11 protein-coding genes are annotated in these 18356 nt (G+C 66.5%); 5 read left to right on the forward strand and 6 right to left on the reverse strand.

Features of this window, described 5'->3' with window-relative positions:
* The first annotated feature begins 258 nt into the window (after positions 1 to 258).
* Positions 259 to 1203 carry a DUF3800 domain-containing protein gene (locus BHU15_RS16790; RefSeq protein WP_255293129.1) on the forward strand — a complete coding sequence of 315 codons (945 nt, stop codon included), beginning with the start codon at positions 259 to 261 and terminating at the stop codon, positions 1201 to 1203.
* 23 nt (positions 1204 to 1226) lie between these two features.
* Here the strand turns inward: BHU15_RS16790 and BHU15_RS16795 are convergent, their stop codons facing one another.
* The 4 genes from BHU15_RS16795 to BHU15_RS16810 are packed head-to-tail and all read right to left on the reverse strand — an operon-like array spanning position 1227 to position 11471.
* Positions 1227 to 3353 (reverse strand): DEAD/DEAH box helicase, encoded by a 2127-nt coding sequence (locus BHU15_RS16795; protein ID WP_069627931.1) that lies wholly within the window; start codon positions 3351 to 3353, stop codon positions 1227 to 1229.
* A gap of 31 nt (positions 3354 to 3384) precedes the next feature.
* Positions 3385 to 4725 carry a BREX system ATP-binding protein BrxD gene (brxD, locus tag BHU15_RS16800; protein ID WP_069627932.1) on the reverse strand — a complete coding sequence of 447 codons (1341 nt, stop codon included), beginning with the start codon at positions 4723 to 4725 and terminating at the stop codon, positions 3385 to 3387.
* Between the two features lie 42 nt (positions 4726 to 4767).
* The gene (pglZ, locus tag BHU15_RS16805; protein WP_069627933.1) at positions 4768 to 7551 is read right to left on the reverse strand and encodes a BREX-2 system phosphatase PglZ; all 2784 of its coding nucleotides are present in this window, start codon (positions 7549 to 7551) and stop codon (positions 4768 to 4770) included.
* Complete coding sequence (locus BHU15_RS16810; RefSeq protein WP_069627934.1) at positions 7551 to 11471, reverse strand: DUF6079 family protein; 3921 nt, start codon at positions 11469 to 11471, stop codon at positions 7551 to 7553. Before BHU15_RS16810 ends, pglZ begins: the two co-directional genes overlap by 1 nt.
* 263 nt (positions 11472 to 11734) lie before the next feature.
* Between BHU15_RS16810 and BHU15_RS16815 the strand changes: the two genes are divergently transcribed.
* Positions 11735 to 12577 (forward strand): hypothetical protein, encoded by an 843-nt coding sequence (locus BHU15_RS16815; protein WP_141726831.1) that lies wholly within the window; start codon positions 11735 to 11737, stop codon positions 12575 to 12577.
* Positions 12574 to 13884, forward strand: coding sequence for a 7-cyano-7-deazaguanine synthase (locus BHU15_RS16820; protein ID WP_069627936.1), 1311 nt, complete (start codon positions 12574 to 12576; stop codon positions 13882 to 13884). The genes BHU15_RS16815 and BHU15_RS16820 overlap by 4 nt, the downstream gene beginning before the upstream one ends.
* On the opposite strand, the gene BHU15_RS16825 is transcribed toward BHU15_RS16820, so the two are convergent.
* Positions 13861 to 14370, reverse strand: coding sequence for an ATP-binding protein (locus BHU15_RS16825; protein ID WP_069627937.1), 510 nt, complete (start codon positions 14368 to 14370; stop codon positions 13861 to 13863). The two genes, BHU15_RS16820 and BHU15_RS16825, sit on opposite strands and share 24 nt — an antisense overlap.
* Before the next feature lie 161 nt (positions 14371 to 14531).
* Between BHU15_RS16825 and BHU15_RS16830 the strand changes: the two genes are divergently transcribed.
* On the forward strand, positions 14532 to 15392 hold the full coding sequence (locus BHU15_RS16830) for a helix-turn-helix domain-containing protein (RefSeq protein ID WP_069627942.1): 861 nt from the start codon (positions 14532 to 14534) through the stop codon (positions 15390 to 15392).
* Positions 15389 to 15598, forward strand: a complete 210-nt coding sequence (locus BHU15_RS16835; RefSeq protein ID WP_069627938.1) for a DUF397 domain-containing protein — start codon at positions 15389 to 15391, stop codon at positions 15596 to 15598. The genes BHU15_RS16830 and BHU15_RS16835 overlap by 4 nt, the downstream gene beginning before the upstream one ends.
* A 50-nt stretch (positions 15599 to 15648) precedes the next feature.
* On the opposite strand, the gene pglX is transcribed toward BHU15_RS16835, so the two are convergent.
* Positions 15649 to 18321, reverse strand: coding sequence for a BREX-2 system adenine-specific DNA-methyltransferase PglX (gene pglX, locus BHU15_RS16840; protein ID WP_255293130.1), 2673 nt, complete (start codon positions 18319 to 18321; stop codon positions 15649 to 15651).
* Positions 18322 to 18356: the final 35 nt, after the last annotated feature.

The raw sequence follows: 18356 nt of genomic DNA on the forward strand, positions 1-18356 counted from the left end.
CTCTCTGTCAGCCTTGACCTCTCACAGCCCTTGCTGCCAATTCGCCAGCCTTCACCATGCGGTGATGGTGCATGGTGGCGCGAAACCGTTCTTCATCCCGGTCCCGGCCACGCCGTGATTGCCCCTCAGAAGCGGACTCCACTACGCTACGCCTCAGAACGAACACCACTCTGCGACCGGGTCCGCTCGGCGTGGAACCTCCTATGGCCGTCCCCCAAGGATTTGGGGTCGGCCATAGCTGTTTGTGCACCCAGGGGGATGGTCTTGCACCTGTGTTATCTCGATGAGTCCGGGACCGGGCAGGTCCTCAACCCCGGCGTGGCCGACTCCGTTCCGGTCATGGTGATCGGCGGATTCACTGTGCCGGAGAGCCAGATCAAAGGCCTCGCCTGGGACTTCATCGCCCTCAAGAAGCAGTTCCGGCCGGAGCTGCGCAAGGTGCCCGCCTTGAGCCAGGTCGTCCACCATGAGATCAAGGGCGAGACGGTGCGCAAGTCCTTCCGTCGACAGGGGCGCAACCAACGGCGTATGGCGCACGGCTTCCTCGACCATCTCCTGACGATCCTGGAACGTCGCGACTGCAGGGTCATGGCTCGTATCTGGGTGAAGCAGGACGGTGTCATCAACGACGACACGGCCATGTACGCGGCTTCGGTGACCGCTCTGTGCGCAAACTTCGAGCACTATCTCGCTGAGCGCTCCAGCAGCGGCATCGCGGTGCTGGACAGCCGCAATCCCAGCGACAACGTCGGCAACGTGCACTGTGTGACGACCCGAAAGTTCGCCAAGGGTGGCGACCTGATGCCCCACCTTCCCGAGTCTCCGGTCTTCGGCCACAGTGACACCCACCTGGGTCTACAGATCGCTGATCTCCTGGTGAGTGCCGTACTGGCTCCGTCGGCCGCCGTGACCTTCGCCGGTGACCTGACCGGCAATGTCCACTGTCACCCGGGGTTCGTCGAGGTACGAGACCGGCACTGCCCTCGCCTTGGCAAGCTCCAGCACCGCTATCAGGCGTCAACGGGCAAGTGGACAGGCGGGATCGTCGTCTCCGATGCGCGCGGACATCAGTCAGCGGGCAAGCTGTTCGCGCCAACGGCCACGGCTATGACCGCACCCGTCGTGGGCATCCCCGAGCAGGGCTCTCCTCTCGATCTGGCCACCGCTGCCACGGCCCCCGCACCGGCCTCTCCCGCAATGTAGCGTTCGTACGGCGTCGCCGCTGCTCAGCCGACCATGGTGCTGAACTGGACCGGTTCCTTGAGTACTGCAGCGGCCCCTTCCAGATCGGCCAGCCTCGCCGCCAGCGTCGCTTCGGCGAGGCGGCGTGGCAAGGCCGTGCTGAACTTGAGCCCCTTCAGCGCCTGTTCATGGACAGCCGGAAGGCAGAGCTGGGATGCGGCGTCAGCCACCGTCTGCTTCCAGACCGACGGGGTCAGGTCCGTGCTGAGCCGGATCCAGCAGTCATTGATGCGTTGTGCCGGATCCGCGAGGTTTCCGAACGTGGCAGCTAGGGTCGCGTTCGCACGGTGGCCTGCCCATGTCCACCATCGAACGTCGTCGTTCGGCTCGCGCACGATTAGCGTGCCAGCGGGACGCACGTACTCCAGGTGACGGTCACGCGCCTCGGCGAGGCAGCCTCGTGACCGACCGGTCAGCTGTACCTGCGGATCCGTGCCCAGCAGTACGTCTCGTGCGGCGCGGGTCAATTCGTACGACGTCGACCGGATGAAGCCCATGCCGCTCCACTTCGCCTTGCCGCCGCTGTCGACCGGCTCGACGAAGCAGCGGCGTCTGTTCCAGTCGATGTATGTGACCTGCCAGCTACGGCCGGCCAGCAAGAGTCGGCGTGGTCCTTGGATGCTTTCGGTCAGCAGACTCGGATCGGTCCTGCCGATCTCGGTCAGTCCGCTCAGGACGGTGAACTCGGGGGCCGCGGTGAACACTGCGGTGAGGTTCATGAAGTGGCGGTGTCCGAAGCGTCGTTCGGCCTCGGGGCCGATGAAGAGCATCCCGCCGTCCTGGTCGAGGTAGCCCTCGTCCACCAGGTGCCGCACGATCGGCTCGGCGGACTGTCCGAACGGGGCGAGGCCCGCCCACCACTCCTGCCACAACCTGTCCCCGACCTGGTGCTCCTGCAGGCACAGCGCAAGGATTTGCTGGGCGACGATGTGCCGGGGTTCGGGCGGTGCCGCAACCGGCTCGACCCAGCCGCGTGACCACTGGAGCAGCAATGCGGCAGCGGCCAGCAGTCCGCTTTCGTCGAGAGTGAGGAATAGGCAGTTGCGCGGCGAGCCCGCGCGCCGCCCTGTGCGGCCGAGGCGCTGGAGGAAGGACGCCACCGTCGCCGGAGCGTCGATCTGGATGACCCGATCGAGGTCACCGACGTCGATACCCAGCTCGAGGGTGCTGGTGGACACGATGACGCAGTCCCTGGCTTCGGCGAAGGCTTCCTCTGCGCGGCGCCGTTCGTCTACCGAGAGCGAGGCGTGCGAGAGGAAGGTCGTGACGCCCTTGGCCCGTAGTTTCTCCCCCAGTTCTTCCACGAGCCGCCGTGACTCGCAGAAGACCAAACGCTTCTCTCCGCGGTGCAGGGCCGCGATCACCGTGGCCGCGTTGCCCAGCGAGCCGACGTAGTCGAGCTGGATGTCGCCGGGGGGCACGGAGGCTGCTCCCCTCACCGGTAGGGCATCGAGGTGTGGAGCGACCACCCGAGCCGGACGCTTGCCCACCTCTGCCCCCTGCAGCCAGTGCAGCAGTTCGGGCGGGTTTCCCACAGTTGCGGAGAGGCCGATCCGCTGGATGGGGCGGCCGACGATTCGCTGCATGCGTTCGAGTACGGCAAGCAGGTGCCAGCCTCGGTCGTCACCGGCGAAGGCGTGCACCTCATCCACGACGATGGCCTTGAGTCCGGCGAAGAAGGTGCGGTGGTCGACGTTCGCGCTTACCAGCATCGCTTCCAGCGACTCTGGGGTGGTGAGCAGAATGTCCGGGCGTTCGGTGAGGATCCTCTTGCGTGCGGTGGCCTTGATGTCGCCGTGCCACAGCGCCGCCGTACGACCGAGCCAGCCCGTGTACGTCTCGAGGCGGGGCAGCAGGTTGTTGAGCAGCGCTTTGAGGGGACACACGTACAGCACCGAGGTGCCGCCCCAGCGTTCTGCGGTCATCCTAGACAGCAACGGGAAGGACGCTGCCTCGGTTTTGCCGCCCGCTGTGGGAGCCAGAAGAACCGCGTCCTCTCCGGCGAGCAGGGGATCGATCGCCTGCTCCTGGAGCGGTCGAAGGCCCGGCCAGCCAAGGGTGTTGACGATGTGGTGGATCAGAACCGGATCCAGGTCGTCGATGCCGCTCACGTCTGTTCCCGTTGGGAGTCGGTTACGCCTTTCACGGCAGCTCGAGTTCGATGTCGTCGGCATCCCCCGGGGCCGCCGCGGCGTTGCGCTCGACCTCGTTGAGTTCAGCGCTGGAGACGGTCAGCGCGTAGTGCAGACGGGGGTCGAAGTCATCGAACTCGTCGACCCGGTCCAGGACATCGGCGACCAGTTTGCGCAGGAACAGGCGTGGCGCCACCCCCACCTTCCCACCGAGTCCGCCGGTGACCGCGGTGGCCAGTTCGCCGAGGTACGCGTCATCCACGCGTTTCGCGATCCGTTCGGGATGCCGCGCCCCGGCCGCAAACAGGTCGCGCACATTGCGTCCGAGTTCGCCCAGTCGCTCCAAGTCGAAGCCTGCCAGCCGCAGTTGCACGGCGCGGGGCGAGTCGAAGCGCGGGTCTGTGGTGAAGTCCGTGGCCAGACGCTGGGCCAGAGGTGGCAGCCGCTGGATGCCCTGCTGACCGTCGTAGAAGGCCGGTGTGCCGGTGATGACGAGAAACAGTCCGGGGAAGCGTCCGGTGTCGATCTCGTCGAGGAGTTGTCGCAGCGCATTGAGTCCCTTTTCCCGTACGTCGCCACGGACCCGCTGGAGTGTTTCGGTCTCGTCGAGTACGAGCAGCAGCCCGGGGTGCCCGCAGTCGCGCAGCACTGTGAGCAGTCCTTGGAGGAACCCGAGTGCGGCGAAATGGTCGAGGTCTCCGCGTACTCCGGCCGCCCGGCGAGCCGACGCGGCCACCGACTTCTGTCCGCCGATCCAGGCGATGAGGGCTTCCGCCGTGGCACTGTCGCCCGCCACAACGGCCTGCCGGTAGCCGCGCAGGGCTGCCGAGAATGCGGGGGTGGTTCGTGCCACGTCGGCGAGGCGTCGCTCCATCAGATCGTCCACGGCCTTCGCCAGTGCCTCGGCGTCGTCCTCTTCCACGTCTCCCGTGTCGAGGGTCTCGTCCTCCAGGGAGTAGAACCAGGAGTCGATGATCGCTCGCAGCGCGCTGGCCTGGTGGGTGGCGGTGGTCAGGCGCTCGGTGAGCCGCCGGTAGACCGTTTCGAGCCGGTGAAGGGGTGTCTCGGTCTCTGAAATCTGTACTTCGGCGGTGGCGAGCCCCGCGCGCTTGGCGCGTTCGGCCAGCCAGCGGGCGAAGAACGTTTTGCCGGAGCCGTATTCGCCGCGAATGGCGTGGAAGGCCGCGCCACCGCCCGTGACCGTCACCAGGTCGTCGTCGAGTGCAGCAGTGAACCGGTCCAGTCCTACGGCGAAGAGGTCGAGCCCCGCCTGTGGCACGGTACCCCGCCTCAACGCATCGACGACTTCTCGGCGACGGGCTGCACTCACGGGGGGCTGTGCGCTGGTCACGTCCGGCTTCCTTCCACGGTCACGTTCCGCATCCTTCCACGGTCACGCCCGTCTCTTCTCCAGCTGAAACTGCGTACGCAGCAGGTGGACGTCGAGCCGGACGGTGTGCCCCGAGTCGATGAGGCCGAGCACCGGATATCCCTCGACGTTCAGCAGCCGCTGCAGGGTGGCGATGAAACCATCCATGTTGCGCCTGATGCGGTCGCTCGCGGAGATGGCTACGGCGAGGGCTGCAGGGGACATGGTCTCACCTGCTTCGGCGAGGGCGTCGATGACGGCGGCGACGACAGGCCTGTCGGGCTTCCTGCGGACGTACTCGGCCTGTGCGGCGTAAACGTCGCTGGCCACGACCACAGCCCCCAGCGTCGCGGGAGCGGGCGAGGGCTGGGACTTGGACAGCTCGCGTTCGACCTCGGCCGGGGCGAAAAGGCCTTCCCCCGCCTGTTCTGCCCGTTTCCGAGTGGCCTTGGGCTTTGCCACAGAAGCAGGTGCGGGCGGTGTGACGGAATCCGGCCAGGGCTCCTCCAGCACCCGGCTCTGAGTCCACCACGAAGGTGTCGCCCCTTCCCGCGGGAGAACTTCCCAGCCCTTCGGCAGGACATCCAGGGCGGGCAGCAGCACCAGCAGAGGCACCGTCACCTCGGCCAGCGACGCACCGCCGTGGTAGCCGGCCTTCCGCGGGGTGTACCGAATGTCCTCCCGCCAGGGAGCGACGATGGTGCCCCCGCCTTCGAGAACGCGCGGTCCCGAGAGGATGATCTCCCCGTCCTCGGCGCTGCTCCCGGTGCGCCAGCGGGACGACTCCGCCCCGCTCACCCTGGCAGGTCCAGGATTCACACCGCGTTCCAGCACATGGCCGTGATCCGCGACCAGCAGGACAGGACGCCCATAGCCCTTGGCCGCGGCCAGCAGCTCGCGCATGAAGGTGATGTCGCTGATCCGCCACTGGGTGCGCTCACCCTGCTGTCCGTGGTCGAGGGCGTCGTCGATGGTGTTGAGGACGACACCGACCACCGCAGTCGAGGCGAGGGCGGAGACCAGCTCCTCGGTCAGCCGGTGTCCGGACGGGCCGCCTATCGCGGCCTTGTGGAAGAGCACGCCGACAGCCCTTCGCTGCTTCCAGAACTCGGCGAATCCGGCTGTCTCCTTCGACTGCCCACCTGTGTCGGCCTTACCTGTGAGCAGTGAGGTTCGGCTGATCCTGGTCACCGAGGGCAGCATGGAAACCGCTGCGCTGCGCTGCGCCGACCGCCCGGCGGGCGGTGCCGGCACGGCTTCGATCCACCCCTCGCGCTCCGACTCTTCCCCGAGTTGCACGGCTGCCGCGCTGCCCATGCCGTCGATCAGCAGAATCAGCGGACTCGTCGACTCCGAGTACAAGCGGGCGGCGCATTCCGTCAGCACGTTCTCGACGAGTAGGCAGCCGCCTGGGTTCTGCTGGTCGGCGGTGCGGGTCCAGCCCGCGAGGCGTTGTGCGAACTGTTCGTCGAGTGCGTCCCTGCGGGCACGCGCGGTGTCGTGAAGCGTCCGGTATGCCTGACCGGCTACCACATCCCCGACCGGGTCACCCGACCACAGGACGTTCAACGCCCGGTCCACCCAGCCCCACTCGGCGAGATGCCCGCGGATCCCTGAGGCGACGGACTCAACGCGGGGCTGCTCAGTGGACAGCCAGCGCGCGACGCGCACAGCCATCTCGGCGACGGCGATACGGTCCGTGTTCAGGGCTGCCAACGCGTGGCCGCGCAGGTCGGCAAGGGCCACTTCGGCCTGCTCGGGCGAGGCGGCCAAGGCCTCTGCGACGGCCCGTAGTTGAGCGGTGAAGCTGGTCAACAGGAAGCGGCTGCCTCGCAACGCCTGGGTCAGCCCGGCTTCATCGGCGAGGCGGTCCGCACGGTCGATGACGGAGAACACCCGCTGCTTGGCGGCCTCGTTGTGCCGTGCCTCACCGATCCAACGGGTGAGGGTGCCCGCCACTGCATCGCTGAAGGCCAGGATGTCTGGTCGGCGCACCCGGCCGAAGAGACCGCCGACTGCGAGCACGGTGTCAGGCTCGGTCGCCGGGTCGGCCATCGCCGCTCCGAGCAGCCCGCGAGCCATGGCGTCCTGTCCTCGCCCGTCCTCGACGAGTGACATCAGGACGGGCACGGCGGTGCCGGCCGTTTCGCCGAGCCACTCCTTGATCTTTTCCCTCTCCTCGCCGTCCAGTTCGAGGAACAGGGTGGGCCCGGCAGACGTGCGGGACCAAGCGAGCATGGCATCGGCATCGATGGCGAGGCCGGCGGTGGTCTCCCGTTCGACGACGCGGTCCAGGCCGAGGCGCGCGACAACCAGCGCTTTGACTGCCGCATCCCTGGTGAGCAGGGACCCGGAACGCGGCCAGCCGTCGTGCGGTTCCGCGTCCAGCAGCGCCTCGAGCAGCCACGGTTCGCCGTACAGCCGGGAGTCGAGTTCGCGCACGCCGAAGCGCTGCTTCACGATCTCTGCCTTCTCGACCGTAAGGGTGCGCCGTCTCACGGCATGTCCGCGCACGTCCCAACCGAGCTGCTCGTCACCGATGCCGGTGGTCACCACGAGTACGTCGGCGTCGCGAGCCCGGTCGGACCGGTGCTGCTGCCAAGCGTCCACGATGCCCAGTACCGATGTCTGGTCGCTGACATGGACCCGACGGGGTTCACCGCCGATCTTGGCGGTGAAGATGTCGGGCGCCGTGTCCGGGTAGCGCCCGTGCACCAGCATCAGCCTCCGATCGCGCAAACCGGCAGCGTAGGTGTCGAGGAGCGCTTCGATGGTGAGCCGGTTGACCTGCGGCGGGGGCGTGGACATCAGCGGGCGGCTTCCTCGCCCGCTGCGCCGTGGCCCTCGGCAGGCACGGGCCGCCAGGCGATCTCGATGCGCACGCCAGGATTTGCGGCGGCGTACGAACGGATCTCGTCCTGCACATCGGCGATCGCGTCGGTCAGCGCGGACTCGAGGCTGGTGAACTGCTTCGTGTCCACGACGTGCGGCGCACTCGGACCGCGTACCGAAGAGGCCACCGAGGGAGCTGTCGGCTTCGGCTCGTCGAAGCCGAGCTGGGGCGGCGGGCCGGACGGCACCACAGGTCGTCCGTGCTGAGTCAGGCTGATGTCCCCCGGGCCCGACACCGGCGGCTGCGCAGCGGGCGGTTGGGCGACGGTCGCGAGCCGGGCCGCCTCCGTGACAAGCGCCACGGACTCGTCCTGCAGCCGGCTCAGCACCGGTACGAGCGATCTGGTCAGCTCGTGGTCGTTCACGGCGTCGTGGAGCGCGGTGATCAGCCGATCGGCCTTGTCGCCGACACTGTCGTTCCGCTCGGCGAAGCCCCGCACACTCCTCAGCAGAGGCCAGTTGGTGTCGTCGAGCGCCGCCAGCACTTCGGGAGCCTGCTTGATCGCGGCGCTCAACTCCCGGTCGGTCACGTCGTACGAGACCGCCGCGAGCTCCTTGACCAGAGAAGTCCCGTCGCTGGTACGGGAAAGCCGGGCGATCAGGTCGGCAGCGGCCCGCATCGAACGCGTCCTGTCCGCGTCCGGGCCGGTGATGCCGAGGTCTGTCGCATGCTTGTCGAGAGAGCGCCGCACTCCCCCGACAGCTGCCTCGTGAGCCGCGGCGACGGCCCGCACGTCGGACTCCAACGAGGCGACGTTGCGGGCGAAGAGCACCGGCTGAGCGGAGACTCCGAAGATCGCCCCGGCTCGGGTGCGAGCGGCGGCGAACTGCTCCTCGCTGGGCAGTTCGACGGCCCGCAATCCATATCCCGGTCCGATCCGCTCCAGGTCGGGGGCGGGCACCGGCGTCGTCTGGTGCACCCAGGTCCGGTCGTCGAGCAGCGCGTACGTGGCGATGATCAGGCTGGAGATGTTCTTCTCAAGGCCCTCGAAACCCAGCTCGGCGATCCAGCGCCGGATGTCCTCGACAGCGAGCTCCGGCCCGGCCTTGGCGTCGGCAGCCTTCTGGTTGATCTTCAGGCGCCAGTCGTTCAGAAGGTTCAGCGGACCATCGTGGACTTCGCCGAGCCCGAGCGGATGCACGATCTTCCTGACGACTGCCAGGTGATGCCGATCGACCACGGCCCGTCGCGACCCGTCCTTCATCGCGTTCCCGATCCACTCCAGGGCCGTCTTCAGCTCCCTGGTGGTGACCGGCTTGCGGGTCAGCGCGGGGTCGAAGTCGGGGTGCTTCGGATAGAGGGCGGCGAACATGCCGTCGGCGAGCGCGTACAGGTTCTGCTCGAAGCTGAGCCCGGCCTGCGGCCTGGGCCGGGAATACCTGGGTTCGAGCGACCATACGTGCTGGTTGTCCGGCACCTCGGCGCCGATACTGCCGGGGTCGGGCTTGCTGATCCCGTACAACTGCTGCAGCACCGCGATCAGTTGGGAGGTCAGGTTCTCGCTCTGCGCCTTGAGCTGGTGGCGGATCTGGATCCGCTCGTCCTCGGACTTGGTCGCGGTGTGGTCGTCGAGGCGATCCCGCTCCAGCAGATAGTTGATCTTCAGAAGGCGGCCGAGTTGATTGGACTTCTGCTCGGAGAAGAAGTCGGGCAGCCAGATGACGGTGCGGGCGTACTTGCCTTCCTGCTTCATCTTCTCGATGCGGCGGACGTCGTCGCTCGGGAAGTGCTTGTCGTCGAAGGGGTAGTCGAGGACGAACCGGATGTTCCCCTCCGTCATCGGCCGGAACTGCTCGTCGGGCAGATGCGGATCGCAGACGTTGCCGAAGACGAACTCGGCGGTGCGCTTCGTGCCGCGCCAGACGATCTCACGCTCGCTGACGAAGCCCTGGGCGTCGCCGATCCCCAACTCCGTCCACAGTTTGTCCTTGATCCACTGTCGCCGCTTGCCGGGGTTGTCCTCGCTGCCGACCTCGTCGAGCAGCGGCTCAATGTCGAGGTCGGACAGATGGAGGTGGAAGACCGGGTCGGCGCTGCCCTCACTGCGCAACTCGCCGAATTCCCCCTGGAGTTCCTTGAGCCGTTTGGCGGCCGCGGTTCCGGCCGAGCCGAGCCGCACCTTGATCGACCCGTGGTTGAGCGCGGCGAGCCGTTCTCCGGTGAGCCGGGCCAGAGCAGGGACGTTGGGCGCGAGGGCAGCGAGCAGCAGCGTCTTGATGAGCCGCTCGTCTCCCTTGAACAGGGGGCTGTCGGCCGAGCCGTACTTCTCCAACAGATAGGCCACCACGCGCGCATGGAATCGCTTGGCGGTCTCGGCCTCCTTGCGCAGGCGCGCGGTGAACGCCTCGCCAGTGCCGTCCAGGATTACGTCCCACAGGTCTCCCAGCGGGATGAGTTCACCGAGCTTCAGGTCGTTGCGGCGCCGGGAGAGAGCCTCCTGGACGAGCTTCAGACCGGTGCGCTCGCGCTGGAGCGCACCCGCCAGTTCCACCAGGACATTGAGGAAGGCGGGCGAGAGCGGGTAGACCTCCCGGAAGTCGTCCCACGATGCCTCGGTACGCCCATGAGCGTCGAGCAGAACCTGCCGCACCTCGTCCTTGGAGGACTCGACCGCCGCGAACGCCTCGTCTCGCGCGCGTTCCATGCCGGGCTTCGGGGCGAGCACCCGGTGCTTGATGATCTCGATGAGGTTGCTGTCTTCGAGGTCGACGACGTCGATGCGGCCCGCGAGGTACTCGACCTGCTGTTCCAGGTTCTGCACCTCGACCCCGGCCACGTCGGAGCCGATCAGCTGGGAGAGGTCACGCTGGCGGGAGATGAAGGAGATGATCGGTACGGGCCGGTCGCTGTCCCCGGACTCGATCAGCTTGACCAGCTTCTGCACCTGGTCGCGCACGAAATCCTGCTTCCCCATGTGAGCCTGCAGCCACAGGATCAGCTCGTCCAGGAACAGCACGATGCCGTCGTAACCGAGCATCTGGGCGTGCCGGGACACGACCGCGAGGCCGTTCTCCAGAGGCACGAAGGCCTCCTTGTCGCCACGCGCACCGGTGCCGTACGAGGCCATGGGTCCGGAGAGCAGCGCGGAGACCAGGGCATTGCGATGCGGGTCACCGGCGGGTGCGTCGAAGGCACGGTCGAGGTCGGCGGTGGTCCAGGTGGCGGGCGATGCCACGCTCGCAGCCGCTTCGAGGCCACTGGTGTCGAGGTCGGTCGTGTCGAGGTCGTCCTCGTCATCCGCCCCGGCCACGGCTCCGCTCGGCGCGACGACCACATCGCCCGAGCCGAGCCATTGCGTGAACTTGTTGTCGTCCGCGAGGAACGCGCGCTGCTTGCGGGCATCCGCCAGCGCGGCGTCCGCGCGATAGACGGCGGGCGTCGGCTTGTCGAAGTGCAGCTTGCGTACGGTCGCCACGTACCCGCCGAGCAACGCCGAGTCCAGGTCGGCTGAACCGACCAGGTGGTAGGGCACCATCAGGAACTTCTTCTGCCGCAGCCAGTCGTCGTGCGGGGCGATGACTTCCTGAAGCCGCTCCTTGCGGCGGGCAGCAGGGTGGTTGTTGAGCACCGCATGCAGCACGGTCAGGAAGTGGCTCTTACCGGCGCCGAACGATCCGTGCAGATACGCGGCATGCGAGTTGCCGGTGCGGGCGGCCGCCCCGACGAGACTGAGCGCCTGCTTGAACGCCTCCTGGAGCTGATCCGTGACGACGTACTCCGCCACCCGGGCGTCTGTCTCGGTGAAGCCTCCGGAGAGCTCCACCTTGAAGTCGCCGGCATGGACGTCTTCCTTGATGTCGATGACATCCCGCAGGAAGAGATCGCTCGTGGGCATCAGGGCTCTCGTTCCCTCATTCGGCTGCAGTCGGACCCCGCGTCTGCACACGGGGCAAGGTCCCATCCTGCCAGCCGAGCAGGGGTGCAGACCTGGGCAGGAGCCAATCTCCGCGACGACCTGACTACGGAGCGCACCCACCCGCTTCACCTTCGTCACCTTCCGTGACAATTTGTTGAATATGGCCGAGTCGCGCCCTATCTGCATGTGCCACCCACTGCTGCACTGGAGCTGAGGGTGGCCGGATCGGGGGAGGCGGCGGCATGGGTACGTCCACACGCTGGGAAGGGCCGCGCTGGTCCGGCTTGAACAGCCGCCTCGCACGTTGGGACCCGGACCGGTCCGACCCTGAGGCGGCAGCCACCGCTGCGATAGACGCTCTCCAGGGCTCCTGCCGTGACGACCCGTCGGCGTTCGGTCTGCGGGACTCCGCGTGTGCAGCCGGTGCGCGGCTGGCCGACGCAATGGAGACCTTGGGGGCGGCCGGCCCGAGCGGCCTGCTGAACAAGGATCCAGTTCACGAGGACCTTGCGTCCGAGGAAGAGGGCGACCGACTCGACTGGCAGGACCCGGCTGACGCGTTCGTCGCCGAACTCACCCGTCAGGTCGGCGGCGAGGGCAGCACGATGGTGGACGCGGCCTTACGTCGTGCCATCGCCGCGTCGGCCCAGCGGCTGCTCACCGCGCACCCCGAGACTCGTGAGTCCCTCACCGCTCCGGATGGGTCGAGCCAGGGCAGGGGCCTGGCAGGCGACCTGCTCTGCCTCCTCTACCAGTGGTTCTTCGCCGACCTTGTCACCGAATTCCTGCGTGCGGTCATCGCCGAGAAGATCAAACTCACGGTTCCCGTGCTCGAGGTCATCGACTCGGAGGGCAGGATCGCCGACGGCGTCGCGGAGCGGATCACTGCGCTGATCCCCAATCCCTGCGAGGAGGCCGAGGCACAGGCGGCGGAAGCCGCGAAGGCCGCCTTGTCCGTGAACGACGACTCGGCGGAAGCCGATGTCCCGCTCTCCGATGTAGCCAGGCGACTGGTCCCCGGCGTGGTCGGCAAGATCCTCGGCTTCGCCGTCGACGCCCTCGGCGAGGAGGAGGTCCCCGCATGACACTGGCTCCCGGTCCGCTGCACCTCTGGTGGCGCTCGTACGACACCGAGTCGCCCGAAGGACGCGAGTGGCGCTCGATCGGCGCGAGCGGCATCCAGGAGCGCGAGGAACGCCTCACAGGCCACCACCTTCTGTACGGCCCGGTTCCCGCCTGGGCTGACGATCTGCTACGCATTTCCCGCGCCGTCTTCTTGGCGGACAAGCTCGCCGACAGGAGCCACAGCGAGGACCGCTGGACCCGCCATTTCCACCTCTCGGTGCCCGTGTCGGATCCGGGCCTGTGGGCGCCCGCGGCTTCCGGCCCACTGCCCGCTCTGCTCCAGACGTTGACCGCTGACGTATGGGACGTGTCCCTCCGCCGGATGCGGGCGACCCCGCAGCAGGTGTCCTTCCCGGTCGGTGAGGACTGGCAGGCCCAGGAGGTGGCCCTCTTCTCCGGCGGCCTGGACTCCTTGAGCTGGGCGGCGACTCGTGCCGCTGTGCCTGGTGAGGGGACGTTGCTTCTGGTGACGTACGCCGAGAAGAACGTCGAGGACGTACAGCGTGAGGCATGCGCTGCCGTGAAGGCGCTTGCCGAGCAGTCGGGCCGCCAACTGCGGCAGATCACCGTCGGTCAGACGTCTGGTGGTCGGGACGGCGCGGTGGTGGAACGCACCTCCCGTCCGCGTGGCCTGCTCTACGCGTCCACCGCGGTGCGTGTCGCGGCAGCCGACGGGGTCGCCAAGGTCCAGGTCCCGGAGAACGGCCAGCTCGCTCTCAACCCGCCCTTGAGTGCGGCGCGTTCTGCGGCTCTGTCCACCCGCTCCGTACACCCACGGACTCTCCATCTCCTGAATACGGTGATCGAATCCGTGGGTGGCCGGATCAGGGTCGAGAATCCCCTGGCGCGACTCACAAAGGGCGACGTGTGCCGCGCGGCACTTGCGGCCGGCCTCTCTCGGGAGTCCCTGGAACACACCCTGAGCTGTGGCGCCCCGCCCCAGCGCCGCCGTGGCCGCCCCCATGTCAACTGCGGCACTTGCTATCCGTGCCTGCTGCGCCGGGCGGGCCTGCTCAGCGCCGCGGGCTCGGACGCCACCCCGTACGAGACTGCCCCATGGCTACCCGGCCTCAGCGATGACCGGATCCGGCACTGGCTCGCGCTCCAGGGCTGGTTGGCCCGGGAGTACTCCGCTCTCGACCTGATCGGTGACCTGCCGCTGCCTCCGGGGAGCCGAACGGGAGAGTGGCTGAGCGTCGTGGAGCGGGGGCGGGTTGAGCTGCGCGCGCTGGTCGAGTCGGCGTCAGGGGTGAGGGACGTGGCGTGAGGTGTGTGTTGCGGTCTCGCCCTGGGCGGGCAGGTCGGGGGAACCGGTCAAGTGGGCTGCTGTAAGCGACACTTCGGCCCAGATGGTCTTGCCGATACTCCGCTCGGTGATCCCCCACGCCTGGGACAGTTCCTGCACGAGTAGTAGGCCGCGCCCGGACTCGGACTCGGCTGACGGGGGCTCGGCCTGTCCGGGCGTGGGTGGCTGTCGTTCGGTGCGGGTGTCGGTGACTTCGATGCGGAGGGCGTCGGGGCTGAGCTGGAGACGTAGTTGGAAATCCCGCCCTGGTACGTGACCGTGGGTGACGGCGTTGGCGGCCAGCTCGGCGACGACGTGAGCGACGGTGTCGGATACGTCGCTGCCGTACAGGATTCCCCATGCGTCGAGTTGATGGAGCGCCAGCTGCCGGGCAAGGCGGGCGCCGCGCCGGGTAGCCGAGAGGCGTTTCGTGAAGTCACATACGAGGGTGGAGATTTCGGCGTTCATGTGACAGAGCGTGTCTGATCGACTCTACGCTGAACAGTAGCGATGTCGGTACGCAGCGTGATCTGTCCGGGCGAGGTGACCGCATGTCCGGGTTGCCGGGCGTGACATGAGCGATGCGGACCTCGTTGGGTACGGGCAGGCGGGCGTCGGAGGTGGCGGACATGACGGTCGGGGCGGGTCAGTCGAGCAGCGGAACCGAGGACCAGGACTGGGAGGGAGACGAGAGTGCGGCGGACCTTCTGAAGACGGTTGGCAAGCAGGTCAAGCTGTGGCGCGAGCGGGCGGGCTTGACGCAGGCCGAGCTGGGTACGGCCATCGGGTACAGCGAGGAACAGGTGTCGTCGGTTGAGCGGGGGCGCCGGGTTCCGAAGCCGGAGTTCCTGGACGCGGCGGATGAAGTTCTGGGCGCGGGTGGGATGTTGGCGACGTTCAAGGAGGATGTGGAGCGGGCTCGGTATCCGAAGAAGGTTCGGGATCTCGCCAAGTTGGAGGCTGCGGCCGTCGAGATCGGGGCGTACAGCAACCACAACATCCAGGGGCTGCTTCAGACTGAGGACTACACGCGAGCGCTGTTCCGCATGCGTCGGCCGTTGCTCGACGAGGAGACGATCGAACGCGAGGTCGCTGCGCGCATGGCGCGACAGGAGATCTTCTCTCGCTGGCCTTCCCCGATCCTGAGCTTCGTCCAGGAAGAGGTCACGCTACGGCGCCCGCTCGGCGGCAAAATGGTGTGGCGACGGCAGCTGGAACGCATCCTGGAGGTCGGCCAGTTGCGCAATGTGGAGATCCAGGTGATGCCTACGGATCGTGAGGATCATGCGGGGATGGGTGGGCAGCTGATGCTGCTGACCCCTAAGAACGGCCCCAAAGTTGTACACACCGAGGCAGCGCTCTCCAGCCGCGTAATCACTGATCAGAGGGACGTGCGTACGCTGGAAGCTCGCTATGGAATCATCCGGGCACAGGCTCTCACCCCACGGGAGTCGCTGGCGTTCATCGAGAAAGCCCTGGGAGAGACATGACCATCAAACCCTCTGCCGACAGCGCCGCCGAACTGGAGTGGCTCAAGAGCAGCTACAGCAGCAACGACGGGCCGGAATGCGTCGAGGTCGCAGCCTCTGCGAGCGCTGTCCACGTCCGGGACTCGAAGGACCTGCAGGGCCCGCAACTCGCCTTCGGCCAGGCCGAGTGGTCGGCTTTCATCCCGTACGCAGCCAACGGCGGCTGATGTAGCGGAGGTGGCCCCGGACGAACCACGGCCACCTCTGCATTGAACTCCTACTCGCCGAGTGCGGGCTGCTCGGCAGAGACCGTCTCCTTGGAGGCGGTCTTCTTCTTGGCCCGGGTCGGTCGCCAGCCCCGCAGGTCCGCCTCGCTCACCTGGTGCTTGGCGCACAGCTCCTCGAAGTACGCCTGGTACTCATCGGCGGGTACCCCCTCCCACTCCTCGTCGTACTCACCGTGCCACTGCCGCATCCACGGCAGAACTTCGAGTAGCCCGGCGAGCAGCGGCTTGATGCGGTCGGTGTCCCAACCCGCCTGCTTCGTACGGTCGTCTACGAGGTTGAACAGTGCCTGAGCCTGGTCCTTGTGGTCCCAGCCGGCCCAACCCAGCAGGACGGTCGGATCGGCGTCCGGGCTCGCTCCCAGGTAGGAGATGAAACGCTCCTTGGGCACGTCGAGCTTGCCGCGGTTGGACCAGTACGACTGCTTGAGAAAGTCGGAGCCCTTGTACTTCGGCGGTACGGGGATATCGAGCCGCTGGCCCGTCCGGTCCTCGTCACGCTGCAGTTCCCAGACCTGCTCCCACTGTTCGCGATTGCGGAGCCCGGAGTCCTTGTAGCGGAGCGCGGCAAGGTACGGGACGTGCTCGGCGTCAACGACCTCCGCGAGCACGCCCGCGAGGGGCAGGTCCGGCTTACCCATGTGGTCGGCAGCGTAGAGCTGAGCGACGGAGTTGAAGTCGGCGTCGTCGCGGAGGGCGTCGGCGAGCTGGCTGACGGTCAGAGTGCGTGGCTGCTTGATCCCGTCACGGAGGGCATACCAGAGGCTCGGCTCCTCAATTCGGTCCAGGAGCCAGGTCCGCAAGGCCGCCTTTTCCTTCTTCTCCCACGAGTCACCGGCCCAACGCCGTTTGCACTCGGGCCGCTCAATGAGAGCGATATCCTTACGGGAGTTGATGATGTCGATGCGGGCTTGAACGACGTCGCGGTACCAGTCGGGCCAGCGGTTCGGGATGTCGGTGACGGGGGTCGATCCGTGCCGCTCGAACCAAACAGTTTCGGTCTCGCCCGTTGCAACCTTCCGCGCCAGCACAATCTCGAACGCCCTCTCACCCAGGTGGACTTCGGGGATAGTGGCTAGAACAGGCGAGGGGGCGGTGGCCCGGGACACGTCGGCATCGGACAGCAGCCCGTACAACCCGTACACCTGCCAGTCCAGCTCTTCCTGGAGGGTGATCATCTGTTGGCTTATACGGGTATTTCCGCTGTGGGCAACGTCGAGGAGGGCGCGGGTCGGTACGGCTTCCGCCGAGATAGCGGATGGCTCAGACTTTCCCAGTTCCTGCGCAAGGGATTCGAGCAGGCGGCCCACGACAAGTGGAAGTCGCTCGGGGAGAGGGAACTCCTGGAGCTTAGTCCCGGTGAACTCGTAGAAACGTTCCCACTCATCATGCATAAAGCCACCAGTACCAGACTGGCTTCCCTTGTCATGACTTACCTGCTTCAGCCAGAAACAGGCCGTCGAGGAGTTGAGCAACCCCAACAACTCTAGATATTCTTCTTCTTCGGCCTCTTTGTGCAACTTGACAACAGGCGCGGAGCGCGTAAAGACATCGCCACCGCGCCCCAGTACAAACTGATTGTGAGTTGCCACAAAAGCAAAAGACAGCAAGAAGGGGGACCAGTACCGCCCAGGGGAGAAACTCGAGTACTCAAACCAGGTCAACCCTTGCTCTTCCTGCGTACCCGAGAGCGCCTTTCGCAACTTCAGAAGCAAACGATTTTGCCAGAGAATCCTCTCCGCCGCTTCATCAATCTTGGCAGTGCGATCAGGCTCCGAGTAGGGAAAGATCGAGCTGATCCTCTCCGCAATTCCCCATTCCCGTACCGAAGTCCCAACCAACAGGTCGCGCACATCATGACTCGGCACGCCTCTCCTGCGAATCACACCTCGATTCAGCATGTAAGCGTCATCTTCGCGAGTTACGGCACAGAATCCAATACTGTCAGCACGGTCCTTCAAGCGCTCCCGAGCAGCAGCTTCAAGAAATCCCAGAACACTACCCGCCCCGCCGCCGCTGAGCGACCATGGATAACTGGAAAACCGCCCCGCATCAGAGTCCTCAACGGAGATCCACTCAGATTCACTTCCGGGCCTCAGCGCCTGACTCTTAATCGCCCTCCACACGAGCCCATCTGCCGGGACATCAGGCTGCTCAGGCTCTCCCCGAACTCCAAGCACTGCTCGAATTTTCTGATCATATCTGGGGATCCGGTTCCGCCCCACCAAGATCACAGTGGGCGTGCCGTGTCCTGGGATAAAGGCACCAGACGTGTCGATCACATGGGAAAGTTCAACCTCCCCCCAGAAGAAGACCTCAATCAGCCTCTTTCCAAACTCTCGCTTCATGAACGAGTTGGCTGTAATTTGCCCAACAAAACCACCTCCCCCCGAATTCCCTCCAGCCCCCCTCACAGCAAGGTAAAATAGCCGTTGGGCAAATGGAACCGACAACGCGTACTGCCCCGAGCAGGCATCGTACGCGCTACGATAATTCTTCTTTTCTTCAGTGTCCTTCACCGTAATGTAAGGCGGGTTTCCCACCACTACGTGATATGACGCCCGCCCCAGCAGATCCACCCGCCCCGCGAACTCCCCCACATCCTCCGTCGCGTACTCGAACGCCGCTCCGTCACCGTCCCCTTCCTCGGCGAACAGCGTGTCCAAATCAGTCTGAATACCCGCCGCCCCCCGCCCATGCA

The organism is Streptomyces niveus (assembly GCF_001723055.1).
GTDB classification, from domain to species: Bacteria; Actinomycetota; Actinomycetes; order Streptomycetales; family Streptomycetaceae; genus Streptomyces; species Streptomyces niveus.